Below are 17,838 nucleotides of genomic sequence, written 5' to 3'. Positions count from 1 at the left end.
TTGTGCAGGAGTGCATTGTGCGTAAGTTGACCCAGTTCGTTCTGATCACCGCTGCCCTTATGGCGAGCCCAGCGTTCGCCGACATGAAGATCGCGGTGCTCAACTATCAGATGGCACTCCTCGAGTCGGATGCGGCCAAGCAGTACGCCGTGGACGCGGAGAAGAAATTCGGCCCCCAGCTGAACAAGCTCAAGGCGCTGGAAAGCGACGCCAAGGCGCTGCAGGACAAGCTGGTCAGCGGTGGCAGCAAGATGTCCCAGTCCGAGCGTGAAAAGGCCGAGAACGACTTCAAGCAGAAGGCCCGTGACTTCCAGTTCCAGTCCAAGGAGCTGAACGAAGCCAAGGCTGTCGCCGACCGCGACATGCTGAAGAAGCTCAAGCCGAAGCTGGACCAGGCTGTCGAGGAAACCATCAAGAAGGGTGGCTATGACCTCGTGGTCGAGCGTGGTGCCGTGGTGGACGTGAAGCCGCAGTACGACATCACCCGTCAAGTCATCGAGCGCATGAACCAGCTGCGCTGATGATGACCGAGCTGTCCTTTACCCTCGCTGAACTGGCTGCGCAGCTCAATGCCGAGCTGCGCGGCGATCCTGCTCAAGTCATTCGCGGCCTGGCAACCCTCCAGGAAGCTGGCGCGGACCAACTGAGCTTCCTGGCCAACCCGCAGTACCGCAAGTTCCTGCCTGAGAGCAAGGCGGGTGCGGTGCTGCTGACGGCAGCCGATGCCGAAGGTTTCACCGGCAACGCGCTGGTGGTGGCCAACCCCTATCTGGCGTATGCCGGTCTTTCGCATCAGTTCGATCGCAAGCCCAAGGCGCCTGCCGGTATCCATCCCACTGCAGTGGTCGATGAAGGTGCCCAGGTCGACCCGACTGCCAGCATCGGTCCCTACGCGGTGATTGAGGCTGGCGCGCAGATTGGCGCCGGCGTAACCATCGGTGCCCATTGCTTCGTCGGCGCGCGCAGCGTGATTGGCGAAGGCGGCTGGCTGGCCCCGAGAGTGACCCTTTACCACGACGTGCGCATCGGCAAGCGCGTGGTGATCCAATCCGGCGCCGTGCTGGGTGGCGAGGGCTTCGGCTTCGCCAACCAGAAGGGCGTCTGGCAGAAGATCGCGCAGATTGGTGGCGTGACCGTGGGCGATGACGTCGAGATCGGCGCCAATACCACGATCGACCGCGGTGCGCTGTCCGATACCCTGGTGGGCAATGGCGTGAAGCTGGACAACCAGATCATGATCGCCCACAACGTGCAGATCGGTGATCACACCGCGATGGCGGGCTGCTGCGGGATTTCCGGCAGCGCCAAGATCGGCAAGCATTGCATGCTCGCCGGTGGCGTCGGCCTGGTCGGCCACATCGAAATCTGCGACAACGTCTTCGTCACCGGGATGACTATGGTGACCCGTTCGATTACCGAACCGGGTTCCTATTCCTCCGGTACTGCCATGCAGCCGGCCGGCGAATGGAAGAAGAGCGCCGCGCGTATTCGCCAGCTGGATGACATGGCCCGTCGTCTGCAGCAGCTGGAAAAGCGCGTGGCTGCCGTGACCCCGAGTGGAGACGCTCCATCTGATGCGTGATCAGCGCATTTTTTGGCGTTTCCCTTTTCTGAACAGGCTTCCCTGAACATGATGGACATCAACGAGATTCGCGAATACCTGCCTCATCGCTACCCCTTCCTGCTGGTGGATCGGGTGGTGGAGCTGGACATTGAAGGCAAGCGCATTCGCGCCTACAAGAATGTCAGCATCAACGAGCCGTTCTTCAATGGCCATTTCCCGCAGCACCCGATCATGCCGGGCGTGCTGATCATCGAGGCCATGGCCCAGGCGGCCGGTATCCTCGGCTTCAAGATGCTCGACGTGAAGCCAGCCGACGGCACCCTGTACTACTTCGTCGGCTCCGACAAGCTGCGCTTCCGTCAGCCGGTACTGCCGGGCGACCAGCTGCAGCTGCATGCCCAGTTCATCAGCGTCAAGCGCGGCATCTGGAAGTTCGATTGCCACGCCACCGTCGATGACAAGCCGGTATGCTCGGCCGAAATCATCTGTGCGGAACGCAAACTATGAGTTTGATCGATCCTCGCGCCATCATCGACCCGCGCGCAAAGCTGGCTGACGACGTAGAGGTGGGCCCCTGGTCCATCGTCGGGCCGGATGTGGAGATCGGCGAAGGTACGGTGATCGGTCCGCACGTGGTGCTCAAGGGCCCCACGAAGATCGGCAAGCACAATCGCATCTTTCAGTTCTCCAGCGTCGGCGAGGACACTCCCGACCTGAAGTACAAGGGCGAGCCGACTCGCCTGGTGATCGGTGACCACAACGTGATCCGCGAGGGTGTCACCATCCATCGCGGCACCATCCAGGATCGTTCGGAAACCACCATCGGCGACCACAACCTGCTCATGGCCTACGTGCACATCGGCCATGACAGTGTGATCGGCAACCATTGCATTCTGGTGAACAACACGGCGCTGGCTGGCCATGTTCACGTGGATGACTGGGCGATCCTCTCCGGTTACACCCTGGTGCATCAGTTCTGCCGCATCGGCGCGCACAGCTTCTCCGGCATGGGCAGTGCGATCGGCAAGGACGTTCCTGCCTATGTGACCGTCTTCGGCAACCCCGCCGAAGCTCGCAGCATGAACTTCGAAGGCTTGCGTCGGCGTGGTTTCAGCGCCGAAGCCATCCAGGCGCTGCGTCGGGCCTACAAGGTGGTTTACCGCCAGGGGCTGACCGTGGACGAAGCGCTCGCCGAGCTCGTCGAGGTTTCGGAGCAGTTCCCGGAGGTAGCGGTATTCCGCGACTCCATCCAGAGCTCCACCCGCGGCATCACCCGCTGACCATGCAGCCGACCGTACGCAAGCTGCGCGTCGCCCTGGTCGCGGGCGAGGCGTCCGGCGATATCCTTGGCTCCGGCCTGATGCAGGCGCTCAAGCAGCGTCACCCCGACATCGAGTTCATCGGTGTCGGTGGTCCGCGCATGCAGGCCGAAGGACTGCAGTCGCATTTCCCGATGGAACGCCTCGCGGTCATGGGCTTGGTCGAGGTGCTCGGCCGCCTGCGCGAGCTGCTACGCCGGCGCAAGGACCTCGTCCAGATGCTGATCGCGGCCAAGCCGGACGTGTTCATTGGCATTGATGCGCCGGACTTCAACCTGAACATCGAGCTCAAGTTGCGCCGCGCGGGCATCCGCACGGTGCACTATGTCAGTCCGTCGGTCTGGGCCTGGCGGCAGAAGCGCGTGCTGAAGATCAAGGAAGCCTGCGACCTGATGCTCGCGCTGTTTCCCTTTGAGGCGCGCTTCTACGAAGAACATGCGGTGCCGGTTCGTTTCGTCGGCCATCCGCTGGCCAACACCATTCCACTGGAAGCCGACCGTGCTGGCGCGCGCGAGCGCCTGGGCCTGCCGCAGGATGCCAGTGTCGTTGCGTTGCTGCCGGGTAGTCGGGGAGGGGAGGTCGGTAAGCTCGGCGCGCTGTTCCTCGATACCGCTCAACGCCTGCTTCAGGAGCGTCCGGGCCTGCGTTTCGTGCTGCCTTGCGCCAGCCCCGAGCGCCGCGTACAGATCGAGGAAATGCTGGCCGGCCGTAATCTGCCAGTGCAGTTGCTCGACGGTGCGTCCCATGAAGCCCTCGCTGCCTGCGACGCCGTGCTGATCGCCTCTGGCACCGCCACCCTCGAAGCGCTGCTGTACAAGCGGCCGATGGTTGTCGCCTACAAGGTGGCGCCGATGACCTACCGCATTCTCAAGCGGCTGGTGAAGAGTCCGTACATCTCGCTGCCGAACCTGCTGGCCAACCGACTGCTAGTGCCGGAGTTGATCCAGGATACGGCGACGCCCGAGGCGCTGGCCACTACCTTGCTGCCACTGCTGGATGACGGCAGTGTGCAGACCGAATCCTTCGACGCCATCCACCGCGCCCTGCGCCAGGATGCGTCCGCGCAGGCCGCCGAAGCGGTGCTCGCCCTGGTGGAGAAACACTGATGCAGATGGGCCTGGATTTCGCCCTGGTGGAAGAGCTGGTCGCAGGCGTCGATGAAGTCGGCCGTGGTCCGCTGTGCGGCCCCGTGGTTACCGCAGCTGTCATCCTTGATCCGGCACGCCCGATCAGTGGGCTGAACGACTCCAAGAAGCTCACCGAAGCCAAGCGTGAAAAGCTCTTTGACGAAATCCGCGAGAAGGCATTGGCCTGGTGCATCGCCCGTGCGGATGTGCATGAGATCGACCAGTTGAACATTCTCCACGCCACCATGCTCGCCATGCAGCGCGCGGTGGAGGGCCTGAGCGTGACGCCGAAACTGGCGCTCATCGACGGTAATCGGTGTCCGAAATTGAAGGTGCCCTCCGCCCCGGTGGTGCAGGGTGATGCCAAGGTCCCGGCGATCGCCGCCGCCTCGATCCTGGCCAAGGTCAGCCGTGACCGCGAGATGCAGGAAATGGAAGCGCTGTACCCCGGCTACGGCATCGGCGTGCATAAGGGCTATCCGACTCCGGTGCACCTGGAAGCGCTCAAGCGCCTGGGGCCGACGCCGATTCATCGGCGTTCTTTCGGGCCGGTTCGGGAGTTGCTGGAGCAGCAAGTCTTCTGATCGACCCTCCCAGCCTACTGCAGAGCCACGCCACTGATAGCCCGTCTAGCAGGTAGAGTGGAAGGAAGGTCGGCGAGGAAAGTCGCCAGCCGTATCCCCAGGGAAATATCAGCGTCAAGGGTGCGCTGAGTGCGGCGATCCAGAGGACGATCAACAATACCTCTCGCCGCTGGGCCGGGTAATTGCCACGCCAGAGCGGGGCAGCGCTTGCGGCGGCAAGCAGCCAGGGCACCAGGATTCGCAGGTTGATCTCTGTTTCCACTCTCGTGTCGATGCCCAATATGAAGAGCAGCTTTTGCCAGCTTCGAGCAATGAATGCCATTGGGTCGCTCAGTACATAACGCAGTACTTCCTTGGCAATTTCCGGCGCGGGTGGGATGTAGGTGGGCAGGAAGAAGCTCGGGCCGTCGTATTGAGGCGGGTGATTGCCAAACCAGAGGTTGATCGGTCCGTTCTCTGGCAACCAGCGGAATTCGCCTGCGATCCAGAGATTTCTCCAGCCGAGTAGGCTCAAAAGAGCCACTGCAAGTATGCAGGTCAGCAAGGGGAGTCCCCAGCGCTGTAGTGGCCTGAGCTGTGCGCCAGTCCAAAGCATCCAGATGCAGGCTATGGCGATGAATGGAATGAAGTTGGGCCGGATCAGGGTTGCGAGTCCCAGCAGTAGGCCCATGCCAATAGCTTTGCTCAGGGTGGGGCAGCGTGCCTGATCCAGTAGCATGAAGAGCAGAAGCGCACTCAGCACGATCCCCCAAGTGGTGTCGAGCAGTGGCTCGGCGAGCAGGAGCAGTTGCTGGCAGAAGATCATCGCAGTCGCCATCGCCAACGCGCTGAGCCAGCCGAACAGGCGTTGTGTCCAGGCGCAGCACGCGACCATGAGCGCAGCCATAACCCCCATCTGGACTATTGCCACATCTGCAGGAGCCTCCCCGGCAAGGACGTGTAGCAACGCAAGCAGATAGCGGTAGCCGAAGTTGAAGTAGACAAAGGGGCTTTCGGCTCGCGAACCCAGGTCCCCATTCAAAATGTCGCGCGCGAAGGTTTCATACATCAGGTAGTCGTTGCCCGGCACCATTATCTGATAGCCGAAGCGTTGTCCTTCGCTGAGGATCAGTTGCAAGCCCAGGGCAAAGAGTCCGTAGAAACCACCTAGCCAGAGCACTCCAGACGGCCGAGGCGCTGCTGGGCGGGCGCCTAGGATCAGTATGCCAAGGGCGATCAGCCAACTGCACAATCCGATCCAGCGCCAGGGCCTGTGATCCATCGTGCCATTGAAGGGGCTCATCGCTGTAGGCGGGACGGCTTTGAAGCCAGCGCCAAGATCCCATTCCAGTGACAGCGCGGGTGCTTCGGGGAGATTTCTTGCGAAGTTGAGGTTGATCCGATGACGGCCGGGAGAAACATTCTCCAGAGGCTGTGCGTCGACGCCGTCGAGCTGCCAGTGGGCTGTCCCACCCGCGCTTGTGACTCGCAGGGGGCGCTTCGTCGGGCCGGGTACATTTATGTATCCGGCCCAGTGTGCGCTGAAGCGGTAGTCATCCACAGAGGGAAGCTGCTCGCTCCAAGGGCGTTCACGGTAGTCATTGGCGAAGTAGAGCGGGAAGTTCGCCGTAAAAAGTGAGAATCCATATGGGGCGAAGGCGATGCGACGATCGATGTGCTCGCAGAGGGATTTGGACGCATTAAGGGAGCGCTGCGCCGGTTCGCCGTATGTTTCGTTACTGGAGTAACAGGCGCTCAGGCCCTGTCGTGCGACTTGGCTGATTTCCATCTGAGCGGGAAGTATCGGCAGCATCAGAAGGAATGCAGCGTAAGTCGGAGGCGTGTTGCGCCATGGCAGGCTGAAACAAAGCCAGGCGCAGAATGCGATCGCGACGATACTGAGAGCGTTCAGCATGGCAAAGGGCATATTGCCAAGGCCCAGATGTCCGGGCGTTAGCCAGTAGAGGCAGGTGCAGCAGAAGAGGACTGCGCGCGTCGTGAAGGAGGGAGCGGCCATTGTGCGTTCCTGGGCAGGCTTGAGGTGGCGCTGAATTCTGCCGTTCGTCGCCCTTCACGCTGTCCGAGTCTGCTGGCGATATTTCCGTATCTCGGCTGCTGGTTTGTCATGTTTGTCTATCCGCCAGCTATCCGACAGCGACTGCGGGATGTCTGTAGCTTTAACCCGGAGGTGGGTACAATTCCGGGCTTGCCGTTTTTCGCGTTTGCCAAGGACCACCATGACCGCCACCTTCGTTCACCTGCGTCTGCACACCGAATTCTCCCTGGTCGACGGCCTGGTACGGGTCAAGCCGCTGATCAAGGCGGTGGCGGGTTCGGGGATGCCGGCGGTGGCGGTGACCGACCTGAGCAACATGTGCTCGCTGGTGAAGTTCTACAAGACGGCCATGGGCGGCGGTATCAAGCCGATCTGCGGTGCCGACATCTGGCTGGCGAACCGCGATGACGACGGTCCGCTCACCCGTCTGACCCTGCTGGCCATGAACGCCAAGGGCTACCGCAACCTGACCGAGCTGATCTCCCGTGGCTGGCAGGAAGGCCAGCGCAACGGCGAGATCATCATCGAGCGGGAGTGGGTGAAGGAAGCGGCCGAAGGCCTGATCGCGCTGTCGGGCTCGAAGGAAGGCGAGATCGGCATGGCGCTGCTGGAGGGCGACAATGCCCTGGCGGACGCACTGCTCGCCGAGTGGCTGGAAGTCTTCCCGGACCGCTTCTACCTGGATATCCAGCGCACCAACCGGGTCAACGACGAAGAGCACGTGCACGCCGCCGTGGCCCTGGCCGAGCGCAGTGGTGCACCACTGGTGGCGACCAACGACGTGCGCTTCATCAAGCAGGACGACTTCGAGGCCCACGAAACCCGCGTGTGCATCGGCGAAGGCCGGGCGCTGGATGATCCGCGCCGCTCGCGCAACTATTCCGATCAGCAGTATCTGAAGAGCCCGGCGGAAATGGCCGAGCTGTTCAGCGATATTCCCGAAGCGCTGGAAAACTCCGTCGAGATTGCCAAGCGCTGCAACATCGAGGTGCAACTGGGCAAGTACTTCCTGCCCAACTTCCCGATCCCCTACGACGACATGGACATCAACCAGTACCTGCGCCATGTCTCCTACGAGGGCCTGGAAGAGCGCCTGGCCGTGCTCTGGCCGAAGGAAACCACGCCGAACTACGAAGAGAAGCGGCAGATCTACGTCGACCGCCTGGAGTTCGAGCTGGGCACCATCATCCAGATGGGCTTCCCCGGCTACTTCCTGATCGTGATGGACTTCATCAAGTGGGCCAAGAACAACGGCGTGCCGGTAGGCCCCGGCCGGGGTTCGGGCGCCGGCTCACTGGTCGCCTACGTGCTGAAAATCACCGACCTCGATCCGCTGGCCTATGACCTGCTGTTCGAGCGCTTCCTCAACCCCGAACGTATTTCCATGCCCGACTTCGACGTCGACTTCTGCATGGAAGGCCGCGACCGGGTGATCGACTACGTGGCCGGTGCGTACGGCCGTAACGCCGTGAGCCAGATCATCACCTTCGGCTCCATGGCCGCGAAGGCGGTGGTGCGCGACGTGGCGCGGGTGCAGGGCAAGTCCTACGGCCTGGCCGACAAGCTGTCGAAGATGATTCCCTTCGAAGTGGGCATGACCCTGGAAAAGGCCTACGAGCAGGAAGAGATGCTCCGCGACTTCCTCAAGTCTGACGAGGAAGCCCAGGAAATCTGGGACATGGCGCTCAAGCTCGAAGGTGTAACCCGCGGTACCGGCAAGCACGCCGGTGGTGTGGTGATCGCGCCGACCAAGCTGACCGACTTCGCCCCCATCGCCTGTGACGAAGAGGGCGCGGGCCTGGTGACCCAGTTCGACAAGGACGATGTGGAAGCCGCGGGCCTGGTGAAGTTCGACTTCCTCGGCCTGCGTACCTTGACCATCATCAAGTGGGCGATGGAGATCATTCATCGCAAACAGCAGAAAGCCGGCGAGACCGAGTTGGTCGACATTGACCGCATCCCGCTGGACGACAAGAAAACCTACGACTTGCTGCAGAAGGCGGAAACCACTGCGGTCTTCCAGCTTGAATCGCGCGGCATGAAGGAGCTGATCAAGAAGCTCAAGCCGGACTGCCTGGAAGACCTCATCGCACTGGTGGCGCTGTTCCGTCCCGGTCCGCTGCAGTCGGGCATGGTGGACGACTTCATCAATCGTAAGCACGGCCGCGAGGAAATCTCCTACCCGCACCCGGATTACCAGTACGCTGGCCTCGAACCGGTGCTCAAGCCCACCTACGGCATCATCCTGTACCAGGAGCAGGTGATGCAGATCGCCCAGGTGATGGCGGGCTACACCCTCGGCGGCGCGGACATGCTGCGTCGCGCCATGGGTAAGAAAAAGCCCGAGGAGATGGCCAAACAGCGCGGCGGCTTCATCGAGGGCTGCGCGAATAACGGTATCGATGCGAACCTCGCGGGCAACATCTTTGACCTGGTGGAAAAGTTCGCCGGCTACGGCTTCAACAAGTCGCACTCCGCCGCCTACGGCCTGGTGTCGTACCAGACCGCCTGGTTGAAGACCCACTGGAAAGCCCCGTTCATGGCTGCGGTACTCACCGCGGATATGCAGAACACCGACAAGGTGGTGACGCTCATCGAAGAGTGCCGCCACATGAAGCTGCGCATCCTTGCTCCGGACGTGAACAACTCCGAATTCCGCTTCACCGTGGATGACGATGATCAGATCGTCTACGGCCTGGGTGCGATCAAGGGCGTCGGCGAAGGTCCGGTGGAAGCTATCACCGAGTGCCGCAACGAAGGCGGTCCGTTCAAGACCCTGTTCGACTTCTGCGACCGCATCGACCTCAAGCGCGTCAACAAACGCACCCTGGAAGCGTTGATCCGTGCCGGTGCGCTGGACCGCCTCGGCCCGCATTTCCATGAGGAACAGAAGGCCTACCACGCCCACGTAGACATCAACCGTGCCGTGCTGCTGGCCTCCATGGAGGAGGCAGTGAAAGCTGCAGAGCAGACCTCGCGCAGCCATGACAGCGGCCACATGGACCTGTTCGGCGGCGTCTTCGCCGAGCCCGAGGCCGATGTCTACGCCAACCACCGCAAGGTCAAGGCGCTCAACCTCAAGGAGCGCCTGAAGGGCGAGAAGGACACCCTCGGCCTGTACCTGACCGGTCACCCGATCGACGAGTACGAAGGTGAAGTGCGGCGTTTCGCCCGCCAGCGCATCGTCGAGCTCAAGCCCGCGCGCGATACCCAGACCGTCGCCGGGCTGATCGTCAACCTGCGGGTAATGAAGAACAAGCGTGGCGACAAGATGGGCTTCGTGACCCTGGACGACCGCTCCGGGCGTATCGAGGCCTCGTTGTTCGCCGAAGCCTTCGCCGCCAACCAGGCGCTGTTGCAGACCGATGCGCTGGTGGTGATCGAAGGCGAAGTCAGCCAGGACGATTTCTCCGGCGGCTTGCGCCTGCGCGCCAAGCGCGTGATGGGCCTGGAAGAGGCGCGCACCTCGCTGGCGGAGAGCTTGCGGGTGAAAGTGCACGCGGACGCGCTCAAAGGTGACCGCCTGCGCTGGCTGGCTGACCTCTGCACCCGTCATCGCGGCAGTTGCCCGGTCACTGTCGACTACAGTGGCGAGCAGGCGCGCGCCTTGCTGCAGTTCGGCGAACAGTGGCGGATCGACCCCGCGGACAACCTGATTCAAGCGTTGCGTGACCAGTTCGGCCGCGACAACGTCTTCCTGAACTACCGCTAGTGAGGTCGGTGGCCATAGGCCGCCCGCCCGCCAGTCTCGACCCTTGGCGCCCGATACCGTAAGGTAGGGCGCCTAACGGACCAGGCCCTGCCGCCAACAGAACGACGGATAGCCCATGAACCCGAATTTTCTCGATTTCGAACAGCCCATTGCCGACCTGCACGCCAAGATCGAAGAGCTGCGCCTGGTCGGTAACGACAACGCCCTGAACATCACCGACGAAATCTCCCGTCTGCAGGAGAAGAGCAAGGCGCTGACCGAGAACATCTTCGGTAACCTGTCCAGCTGGCAGATCGCCCAGCTCGCGCGTCATCCGCGTCGCCCCTACACCCTCGATTACATCGAACACATCTTCACCGAGTTCGAAGAGCTGCACGGCGACCGTCATTTCGCCGATGACGCGGCTATCGTCGGTGGCGTTGCCCGTCTGGAAGACCAGCCGGTGATGATCATCGGTCACCAGAAGGGCCGCGAAGTGCGCGAGAAGGTACGCCGCAACTTCGGCATGCCGCGTCCGGAAGGCTACCGCAAGGCCTGCCGCCTGATGGAAATGGCCGAGCGCTTCAAGATGCCGATCCTGACCTTTATCGACACCCCGGGCGCCTATCCGGGCATCGATGCCGAAGAGCGCGGCCAGAGCGAGGCTATCGCCTGGAACCTGCGTGTCATGGCGCGCCTGAAGACCCCGATCATCGCCACCGTGATTGGCGAAGGCGGTTCCGGCGGCGCACTGGCTATTGGCGTGTGCGACCAGTTGAACATGCTGCAGTACTCCACCTACGCGGTGATCTCGCCCGAGGGTTGCGCCTCGATCCTCTGGCGTACCGCCGAGAAGGCGCCGGAAGCCGCTGAGGCCATGGGCATCACCGCCAGCCGCCTGAAGGACCTGGGCATCGTCGACAACATCATCCCCGAGCCGCTGGGCAGCGCCCACCGCGACCCGGCCGCGATGTCCCAGTCGATCCGCAAGGCCCTGCTCGGCCAGTTGGATGTTCTCAAGCAACTGAGCACCGAAGAGCTGCTGGCGCGCCGCTACGAGCGCCTGATGAGCTACGGCGTCGCCTGATCGACGCCTTCGGCGCAGCGCGGATGACGAGGTATCCTTGCCTCGTCATCCGTCCCGTCTTCCTGCGCCATGTCCCTTGACTCCTTGTCTCTGGAAAACCGACTTCTAGCTGCGCTTGCACCCTGGCGCTGCGCGCCGGCGTGGCGCGTGGCATTGTCTGGTGGGCTTGATTCCACCGTTCTCCTGCATCTGTTGGTACAACTCGCTCGTCGCGAGCCGTTGCCGCCGATTTCTGCCATTCATGTCCATCACGGCCTGCAGGCTGTCGCCGACGCCTGGCCGGAGCACTGTCAGCGGTTTTGCGATGTGCTGGGTGTGCCGTTGCGCGTCGAATATGTGCGGGTGGACGACGGCGCCAGTCTGGAGCGGGCCGCTCGGGAGGCTCGCTATGCTGCATTCACGGCGATGCTGGGAGCAGGGGAGTGCCTGCTGACCGGGCAGCACCGTGACGACCAGGTGGAGACCGTACTGTTCCGCCTGTTCCGTGGCTCTGGTGTGCGCGGTCTGGCGGGGATGTCTGCCTGCCGTCCACTGGGAGCCGGGCTCCTGCTGCGCCCGCTGTTGGGCGTCTCCCGCGACGAGATTGAGCGCTATGCCCGCAGCCACGGTCTGGCCTGGGTGGAGGACCCCTCCAATGCCTGCGACGATTACGACCGCAATTACCTGCGCAACCAGGTGCTACCGGTTATTGCGCGCCGCTGGCCAGCGGCGAGTGAAACTATCGCCCGCAGTGCCGAACATCTGGCGGAGGCCGACGATCTGCTGGCGGAGTTGGCGCAATCCGACCTGATAGCGGCGGACCAACAGAGGCATTACCGGGGGATGCCACTACCTTCCCTGGCGATCGCGCCGCTGTCCTCCCTGAGCGAGTCGCGCCAGCGCAATGCCCTGCGCCATTGGTTCGCCTCTCTCGCGCGCTTGCCCGACAGCGCGCACTGGGCCGGCTGGCGGGATCTGCGTGATGCCCGGGCGGACGCAGAACCGGTCTGGCGCCTCGCCGACGGTGAGCTGCGCCGCGCCAATGGCCGGCTCTGGTGGCTCTCGCATGCTTGGCTGGCCTTCGCACCGCAAGCGCAGCCCTGGGTGGATGCTTCTCAATCATTGGCGCTGCCCGGAAATGGCTCGTTGCACTTCGAGGGCGAGCCGCCGCTCGGGCTGCTGGAGGTCCGTTACCGGCAGGGCGGGGAGGTCCTGGCATTACCCAGCCGTGGCCGCCGCGATCTCAAGCGCCTGCTCAACGAGGCCGGCATTCCGGCCTTTCTCCGTGGCCGCCTGCCGCTGCTCTGGCGAGCCGACGAACTGCTGGGAGTGGCGCTGTTGCCGGAGCTGCGAGCCGAGGAATGCCCGTCATGGACCCTGTGCTGGGTACCTCCGACGAATGACTCGGGTTTGAGCTGATAGCCGCTTTCCGGTAGACTACGCTCCCGTCTTATATCGCTCCTGCCGATCCCCTGTGGAATCAGCGGGAGTTCGCTATTTTCACGACGAAGTCGTGAGCCGGGTCCCAGACCCGACACCTTCGCTTCCCCGGCGGCCGAGCCGCCTAAACGCTGACATTCAGGGCTTTTCATGACGCGCTACATCTTCGTCACGGGTGGTGTTGTTTCTTCATTGGGGAAAGGCATCGCCTCGGCTTCCTTGGCTGCCATTCTGGAAGCGCGTGGCTTGAAGATCACGATGCTCAAGCTGGACCCCTATATCAACGTCGATCCGGGCACCATGAGCCCGTTCCAGCACGGTGAGGTGTTCGTCACCCACGACGGCGCTGAGACCGACCTCGACCTGGGCCACTACGAGCGTTTCGTGCGCACCACGATGACCCAGAACAACAACTTCACTACCGGCCGCGTCTACATGGACGTGCTGCGCAAGGAGCGCCGCGGCGACTACCTGGGCGCCACCGTGCAGGTGATCCCGCACATCACCGACGAGATCAAGCGTCGCATCATCAAGGGCGCCGGCGATGCCGACGTGGCCCTGGTGGAAGTCGGTGGCACCGTGGGTGACATCGAGTCGCAACCCTTCCTCGAGGCCATCCGCCAGCTGCGCGTGGAAATCGGTTCGCGCCGCGCCATGCTGATGCACCTCACGCTGGTCCCGTACATCGCCACCGCCGGCGAAACCAAGACCAAGCCGACCCAGCACTCGGTCAAGGAGCTGCGCTCCATCGGCCTGCAGCCGGACATCCTGGTCTGCCGCTCCGATCATCCGGTGGACGTGTCCTCCCGCCGCAAGATCGCCCTCTTCACCAACGTGGAAGAGCGCGCGGTCATCTCGCTGGAAGACGTCGACACCATCTACCGCATTCCGTCCGTACTGCACGCCCAGGGCGTCGATGACTTCGTCGTCGAGCGCTTCGGCCTGGAGTGCGGCCCGGCCGACCTGTCCGAATGGGACCGCGTGGTCGACGCCAAGCTCAACCCCGAGCGTGAAGTCACCATCGCCATGGTCGGCAAGTACATGGAACTGCTCGATGCGTACAAGTCGCTGATCGAAGCCATGACCCACGCCGGCATCCAGAGCCGCACCAAGGTCAACCTGCGCTACATCGACTCCGAAGACATCGAGCAGCAGGGCACCAGCCTGCTCGAAGGCGCCGACGCCATCCTGGTTCCGGGCGGCTTCGGCCTGCGCGGCGTGGAAGGCAAGATCACCGCCGTGCAGTACGCCCGTGAGAACAAGGTTCCGTACCTGGGCATCTGCCTGGGCATGCAGGTGGCCGTCATCGAGTACGCCCGCAACGTGCTGGGCTGGACCGATGCCAACTCCACCGAGTTCGACAAGTCCAGCGGCCACCCGGTCGTCGGCCTGATCACCGAATGGCAGGACGCCACCGGCGCCACCGAAGTGCGCACCGAGGCTTCCGACCTGGGCGGCACCATGCGCCTGGGCGCCCAGGAATGCCTGCTGCAGGCCGGCACTCTGGTGCACGACTGCTACGGCAAGGACGTGATCGTCGAGCGTCACCGCCACCGTTACGAAGTGAACAACAACCTGCGTCCGCAACTGGAAGCCGCCGGCCTGAAGATTTCCGGCCGCTCCGGTGACGGCGCGCTGGTCGAAGTGGTCGAGGCTCCGGATCATCCGTGGTTCGTTGCCTGCCAGTTCCACCCGGAATTCACTTCCACCCCGCGTGATGGTCACCCGCTGTTCAGCGGCTTCGTCAACGCTGCGCTGAAGCAAGCCGGGAAGGCCTGAGCATGACCCAGAAGATCATCCGCGTCGGTGATATCCAGATCGGCAACGACCTGCCGTTCGTGCTGTTCGGCGGCATGAACGTGCTGGAGTCGCGCGACCTGGCGATGCAGGTCTGCGAAGAGTACGTGACGGTTACCCAGAAACTGGGCATCCCCTACGTATTCAAGGCCAGCTTCGACAAGGCCAACCGTTCCTCGATCACCTCGTTCCGTGGTCCAGGCATGGAAGAGGGGCTGAAGATCTTCGAAGAGATCAAGAAGACCTTCAACGTACCGGTCATCACCGATGTGCATGAGCCCTACCAGGCCGCTCCGGTGGCCGAGGTCTGCGACATCATCCAGCTGCCGGCCTTCCTGTCCCGGCAGACCGACCTGGTCGTGGCCATGGCCAAGACCAACGCGGTGATCAACATCAAGAAGGCCCAGTTCCTCGCGCCGCAGGAGATGAAGCACATCCTGCGCAAGTGCGAGGAGGCGGGTAACGACCAGCTGATCCTCTGCGAGCGTGGCTCCTCCTTCGGGTACAACAACCTGGTGGTGGACATGCTCGGCTTCGGCATCATGAAGCAGTTCGAGTACCCGGTGTTCTTCGACGTGACCCACGCCCTGCAGATGCCGGGCGGTCGCGCCGATTCCGCCGGCGGCCGCCGCGCCCAGGTCACCGACCTGGCCAAGGCCGGCATGAGCCAAGGTCTGGCCGGCCTGTTCCTGGAGGCCCACCCGGACCCTGAGAACGCGAAATGCGACGGCCCGTGCGCCCTGCGCCTGAACAAGCTCGAGCCTTTCCTGTCCCAGCTCAAGCAGCTGGACGACCTGGTCAAGAGTTTCCCCACCATCGAGACCGCCTGAGTCTCACCAGCCGCCCCGTTTATCTCTATCTTCGGAGTGTTATCAAGAATGGCAAAGATCGTCGACATCAAGGGCCGTGAGGTCCTGGACTCCCGCGGCAACCCGACCGTTGAAGCGGACGTGATCCTGGACAACGGCATCGTCGGCAGCGCCTGCGCCCCGTCCGGTGCATCCACCGGTTCCCGTGAGGCTCTCGAACTGCGCGATGGCGACAAGAGCCGTTACCTGGGCAAGGGCGTGCTGAAGGCCGTGGCCAACATCAACGGCCCGATCCGCGACTTGCTGCTGGGCAAGGACGCGGCTGACCAGAAAGGTCTGGATCACGCGATGATCGATCTCGACGGCACCGAGAACAAAGGCAAGCTGGGCGCCAACGCCATCCTGGCCGTGTCCCTGGCTGCCGCCAAGGCTGCCGCTCAGGCCAAGGGCGTGCCGCTGTACGCGCACATCGCTGATCTGAACGGCACCCCGGGCCAGTACTCCATGCCGGTTCCGATGATGAACATCATCAACGGCGGCGAGCACGCCGATAACAACGTCGACATCCAGGAGTTCATGGTTCAGCCGGTTGGCGCCAAGAACTTCGCCGACGCGCTGCGCATGGGCGCCGAAATCTTCCATCACCTCAAAGCCGTGCTGAAGGCCCGTGGCCTGAACACCGCCGTGGGTGACGAAGGTGGCTTCGCGCCGAACCTGGCTTCCAACGAAGATGCCCTGGCCGCCATCGCCGAAGCCGTCGCCAACGCTGGCTACAAGCTGGGCGAAGACGTGACCCTGGCCCTGGACTGCGCCTCCTCCGAGTTCTTCAAGGACGGCCAGTACGACCTCGAAGGCGAAGGCAAGGTGTTCAGCGCCGAAGGTTTCGCCGACTACCTGGCCGGCCTGACCCAGCGCTACCCGATCATCTCCATCGAAGACGGCATGGACGAGTCCGACTGGGCTGGCTGGAAAGTCCTGACCGACAAGATCGGTGAGAAGGTGCAACTGGTCGGTGACGACCTGTTCGTGACCAACACCAAGATCCTCAAGCGCGGCATCGAAGAGAAAATCGGCAACTCGATCCTGATCAAGTTCAACCAGATCGGCTCGCTGACCGAGACCCTGGAAGCCATCCAGATGGCCAAGGCCGCCGGCTTCACCGCGGTGATCTCGCACCGTTCGGGCGAAACCGAGGACAGCACCATCGCTGACCTGGCCGTCGGCACCGCCGCTGGTCAGATCAAGACTGGCTCCCTGTGCCGCTCCGACCGCGTTTCCAAGTACAACCAGCTGCTGCGCATCGAAGAGCAACTGGGCGCCAAGGCGCCGTACCGTGGTCGCGCGGAATTCCGCGGCTGATCCTAGTCTGGTACGGTGAAGGGGTGGCAGGAGCCACCCCTTTGCATATGGAGCTGATGGTTTGAGGTTACGTAGCCCTTATTGGCTGTTCGTCGTGCTGATTCTGGCGCTGGCCGGCTTGCAGTATCGCCTGTGGGTAGGTGATGGCAGCCTGGCGCAGGTGCGCGACCTGCAAAAGCAGATCGCCGACCAGCAGGGCGAGAACGAGCGCCTGCTCGAACGTAACCGCATCCTCGAGGCCGAAGTGGCCGAGCTCAAGAAAGGCACCGAGACGGTCGAGGAACGTGCCCGCCACGAGCTCGGCATGGTCAAGGACAAGGAAACCCTCTACCAGCTCGCGCAATGACCACTCCCGCCTTCTGGGCCGTGATCCCGGCCGCTGGCATCGGTTCGCGGATGCGCGCCGACCGCCCCAAGCAATACCTCGACCTTGCCGGTCGCAGCATTCTCGAACGTACCCTCGACTGTTTCCTTGGCCATCCCCGGCTCAAGGGCCTGGTGGTGTGCCTGGCCGCTGACGATCCCTGGTGGCCGACCCTGCCCAGCGCCTCCAATGAGCTGATCCAGCGTGCTGAAGGCGGCCGCGAGCGCGCCGATTCCGTGCTCAATGGCTTGCTGCGCCTGACTGAACTCGGCGCTGCTTCCGACGATTGGGTGCTGGTGCATGACGCCGCCCGACCGAACCTGGCGCGTACCGATCTCGACCGCCTGCTGGATGAGCTGGGCAATGACGCGGTAGGTGGCCTGCTCGGCGTGCCCGCGCGGGATACTCTGAAGCGCGTCGGCGCCGACGGCCGCGTGCTCGAAACCATCGACCGTAGCGTGGTCTGGCAGGCCTACACCCCGCAGATGTTCCGCCTGGGCGCGCTGCACCGCGCGCTTGCCGACGCGCTGGTGGCCGACGCGGCCATCACCGACGAAGCCTCGGCCATGGAGTGGGCGGGCTATGCGCCGCGCATGGTGGAAGGACGGGTGGACAACATCAAGGTCACCACTCCGGAAGACCTGCAGCGCTTGCAGCGTAACTTCGCCAAGCACTGATCCCGT

The 17,838-nt window shown here is 63.1% G+C and carries 15 protein-coding genes; 14 read left to right on the top strand and 1 reads right to left on the bottom strand.

The features are described 5' to 3' along the window. Positions 1-17 precede the first annotated feature (17 nt). From O6P39_RS20300 to rnhB, 6 genes are read left to right on the top strand one after another with little or no spacing between them, the layout of a single operon-like run. The gene (locus tag O6P39_RS20300) at positions 18-521 is read left to right on the top strand and encodes an OmpH family outer membrane protein (RefSeq protein ID WP_207885435.1); all 504 of its coding nucleotides are present in this window, start codon (positions 18-20) and stop codon (positions 519-521) included. After that, entirely contained in the window at positions 521-1,582 is a 1,062-nt protein-coding gene (gene lpxD, locus O6P39_RS20295) for a UDP-3-O-(3-hydroxymyristoyl)glucosamine N-acyltransferase (RefSeq protein ID WP_275608232.1), read from the top strand. The genes O6P39_RS20300 and lpxD overlap by 1 nt, the downstream gene beginning before the upstream one ends. Before the next feature lie 48 nt (positions 1,583-1,630). Next, positions 1,631-2,071, top strand: coding sequence for a 3-hydroxyacyl-ACP dehydratase FabZ (gene fabZ, locus O6P39_RS20290; RefSeq protein ID WP_152225019.1), 441 nt, complete (start codon positions 1,631-1,633; stop codon positions 2,069-2,071). Then, a complete protein-coding gene (gene lpxA / locus O6P39_RS20285; RefSeq protein ID WP_275608231.1) occupies positions 2,068-2,844 on the top strand; it encodes an acyl-ACP--UDP-N-acetylglucosamine O-acyltransferase in 777 nt (258 codons plus the stop codon). The genes fabZ and lpxA overlap by 4 nt, the downstream gene beginning before the upstream one ends. A gap of 2 nt (positions 2,845-2,846) precedes the next feature. Beyond that, the gene (gene lpxB / locus O6P39_RS20280; protein WP_275608230.1) at positions 2,847-3,989 is read left to right on the top strand and encodes a lipid-A-disaccharide synthase; all 1,143 of its coding nucleotides are present in this window, start codon (positions 2,847-2,849) and stop codon (positions 3,987-3,989) included. Further along, positions 3,989-4,594 carry a ribonuclease HII gene (gene rnhB / locus O6P39_RS20275; RefSeq protein ID WP_275608229.1) on the top strand — a complete coding sequence of 202 codons (606 nt, stop codon included), beginning with the start codon at positions 3,989-3,991 and terminating at the stop codon, positions 4,592-4,594. The genes lpxB and rnhB overlap by 1 nt, the downstream gene beginning before the upstream one ends. Here the strand turns inward: rnhB and O6P39_RS20270 are convergent. Continuing rightward, positions 4,515-6,590 (bottom strand): hypothetical protein, encoded by a 2,076-nt coding sequence (locus O6P39_RS20270; RefSeq protein WP_275608228.1) that lies wholly within the window; start codon positions 6,588-6,590, stop codon positions 4,515-4,517. The two genes, rnhB and O6P39_RS20270, sit on opposite strands and share 80 nt — an antisense overlap. A 220-nt stretch (positions 6,591-6,810) precedes the next feature. Here O6P39_RS20270 and dnaE point away from each other — a divergent pair, with 220 nt between their 5' ends. The 8 genes from dnaE (at position 6,811) to ispD (ending at position 17,832) form a co-directional block, all read left to right on the top strand. Beyond that, the gene (gene dnaE, locus O6P39_RS20265; protein ID WP_275608227.1) at positions 6,811-10,341 is read left to right on the top strand and encodes a DNA polymerase III subunit alpha; all 3,531 of its coding nucleotides are present in this window, start codon (positions 6,811-6,813) and stop codon (positions 10,339-10,341) included. 115 nt (positions 10,342-10,456) lie between these two features. Then, positions 10,457-11,407, top strand: a complete 951-nt coding sequence (accA, locus tag O6P39_RS20260) for an acetyl-CoA carboxylase carboxyl transferase subunit alpha (protein ID WP_275608226.1) — start codon at positions 10,457-10,459, stop codon at positions 11,405-11,407. Between the two features lie 69 nt (positions 11,408-11,476). After that, positions 11,477-12,805, top strand: coding sequence for a tRNA lysidine(34) synthetase TilS (gene tilS, locus O6P39_RS20255; protein WP_275608225.1), 1,329 nt, complete (start codon positions 11,477-11,479; stop codon positions 12,803-12,805). Between the two features lie 171 nt (positions 12,806-12,976). Next, on the top strand, positions 12,977-14,605 hold the full coding sequence (locus O6P39_RS20250) for a CTP synthase (RefSeq protein WP_275608224.1): 1,629 nt from the start codon (positions 12,977-12,979) through the stop codon (positions 14,603-14,605). A 2-nt stretch (positions 14,606-14,607) separates the two neighbouring features. After that, a complete protein-coding gene (gene kdsA, locus O6P39_RS20245; protein ID WP_275608223.1) occupies positions 14,608-15,453 on the top strand; it encodes a 3-deoxy-8-phosphooctulonate synthase in 846 nt (281 codons plus the stop codon). Positions 15,454-15,501: 48 nt separating this feature from the next. Beyond that, positions 15,502-16,791, top strand: coding sequence for a phosphopyruvate hydratase (eno, locus tag O6P39_RS20240; RefSeq protein WP_275608222.1), 1,290 nt, complete (start codon positions 15,502-15,504; stop codon positions 16,789-16,791). Between the two features lie 61 nt (positions 16,792-16,852). Then, positions 16,853-17,137: a cell division protein FtsB gene (gene ftsB, locus O6P39_RS20235; protein WP_017521200.1), complete on the top strand. Its 285-nt coding sequence runs from the start codon at positions 16,853-16,855 to the stop codon at positions 17,135-17,137. Continuing rightward, positions 17,134-17,832 carry a 2-C-methyl-D-erythritol 4-phosphate cytidylyltransferase gene (gene ispD / locus O6P39_RS20230; protein ID WP_275608221.1) on the top strand — a complete coding sequence of 233 codons (699 nt, stop codon included), beginning with the start codon at positions 17,134-17,136 and terminating at the stop codon, positions 17,830-17,832. The genes ftsB and ispD overlap by 4 nt, the downstream gene beginning before the upstream one ends. Positions 17,833-17,838 lie beyond the last annotated feature (6 nt).

Source organism: Pseudomonas sp. PSE14 (genome assembly GCF_029203285.1).
Lineage (GTDB): Bacteria > Pseudomonadota > Gammaproteobacteria > Pseudomonadales > Pseudomonadaceae > Pseudomonas.
This window is presented reverse-complemented; position numbering and strand designations above follow the sequence as displayed.

What these genes read in the sequence shown, in the direction of transcription:
- O6P39_RS20250 (WP_275608224.1), top strand. Translation starts at nt 12,977, where the DNA reads ATGACGCGCTACATCTTCGTCACGGGTGGTGTTGTTTCTTCATTGGGG.
- rnhB (WP_275608229.1), top strand. Translation starts at nt 3,989, where the DNA reads ATGCAGATGGGCCTGGATTTCGCCCTGGTGGAAGAGCTGGTCGCAGGC.
- lpxA (WP_275608231.1), top strand. Translation starts at nt 2,068, where the DNA reads ATGAGTTTGATCGATCCTCGCGCCATCATCGACCCGCGCGCAAAGCTG.
- tilS (WP_275608225.1), top strand. Translation starts at nt 11,477, where the DNA reads ATGTCCCTTGACTCCTTGTCTCTGGAAAACCGACTTCTAGCTGCGCTT.
- dnaE (WP_275608227.1), top strand. Translation starts at nt 6,811, where the DNA reads ATGACCGCCACCTTCGTTCACCTGCGTCTGCACACCGAATTCTCCCTG.
- O6P39_RS20270 (WP_275608228.1), bottom strand. Translation starts at nt 6,590, where the DNA reads ATGGCCGCTCCCTCCTTCACGACGCGCGCAGTCCTCTTCTGCTGCACC.
- lpxB (WP_275608230.1), top strand. Translation starts at nt 2,847, where the DNA reads ATGCAGCCGACCGTACGCAAGCTGCGCGTCGCCCTGGTCGCGGGCGAG.
- lpxD (WP_275608232.1), top strand. Translation starts at nt 521, where the DNA reads ATGATGACCGAGCTGTCCTTTACCCTCGCTGAACTGGCTGCGCAGCTC.
- eno (WP_275608222.1), top strand. Translation starts at nt 15,502, where the DNA reads ATGGCAAAGATCGTCGACATCAAGGGCCGTGAGGTCCTGGACTCCCGC.
- kdsA (WP_275608223.1), top strand. Translation starts at nt 14,608, where the DNA reads ATGACCCAGAAGATCATCCGCGTCGGTGATATCCAGATCGGCAACGAC.
- fabZ (WP_152225019.1), top strand. Translation starts at nt 1,631, where the DNA reads ATGATGGACATCAACGAGATTCGCGAATACCTGCCTCATCGCTACCCC.
- ispD (WP_275608221.1), top strand. Translation starts at nt 17,134, where the DNA reads ATGACCACTCCCGCCTTCTGGGCCGTGATCCCGGCCGCTGGCATCGGT.
- accA (WP_275608226.1), top strand. Translation starts at nt 10,457, where the DNA reads ATGAACCCGAATTTTCTCGATTTCGAACAGCCCATTGCCGACCTGCAC.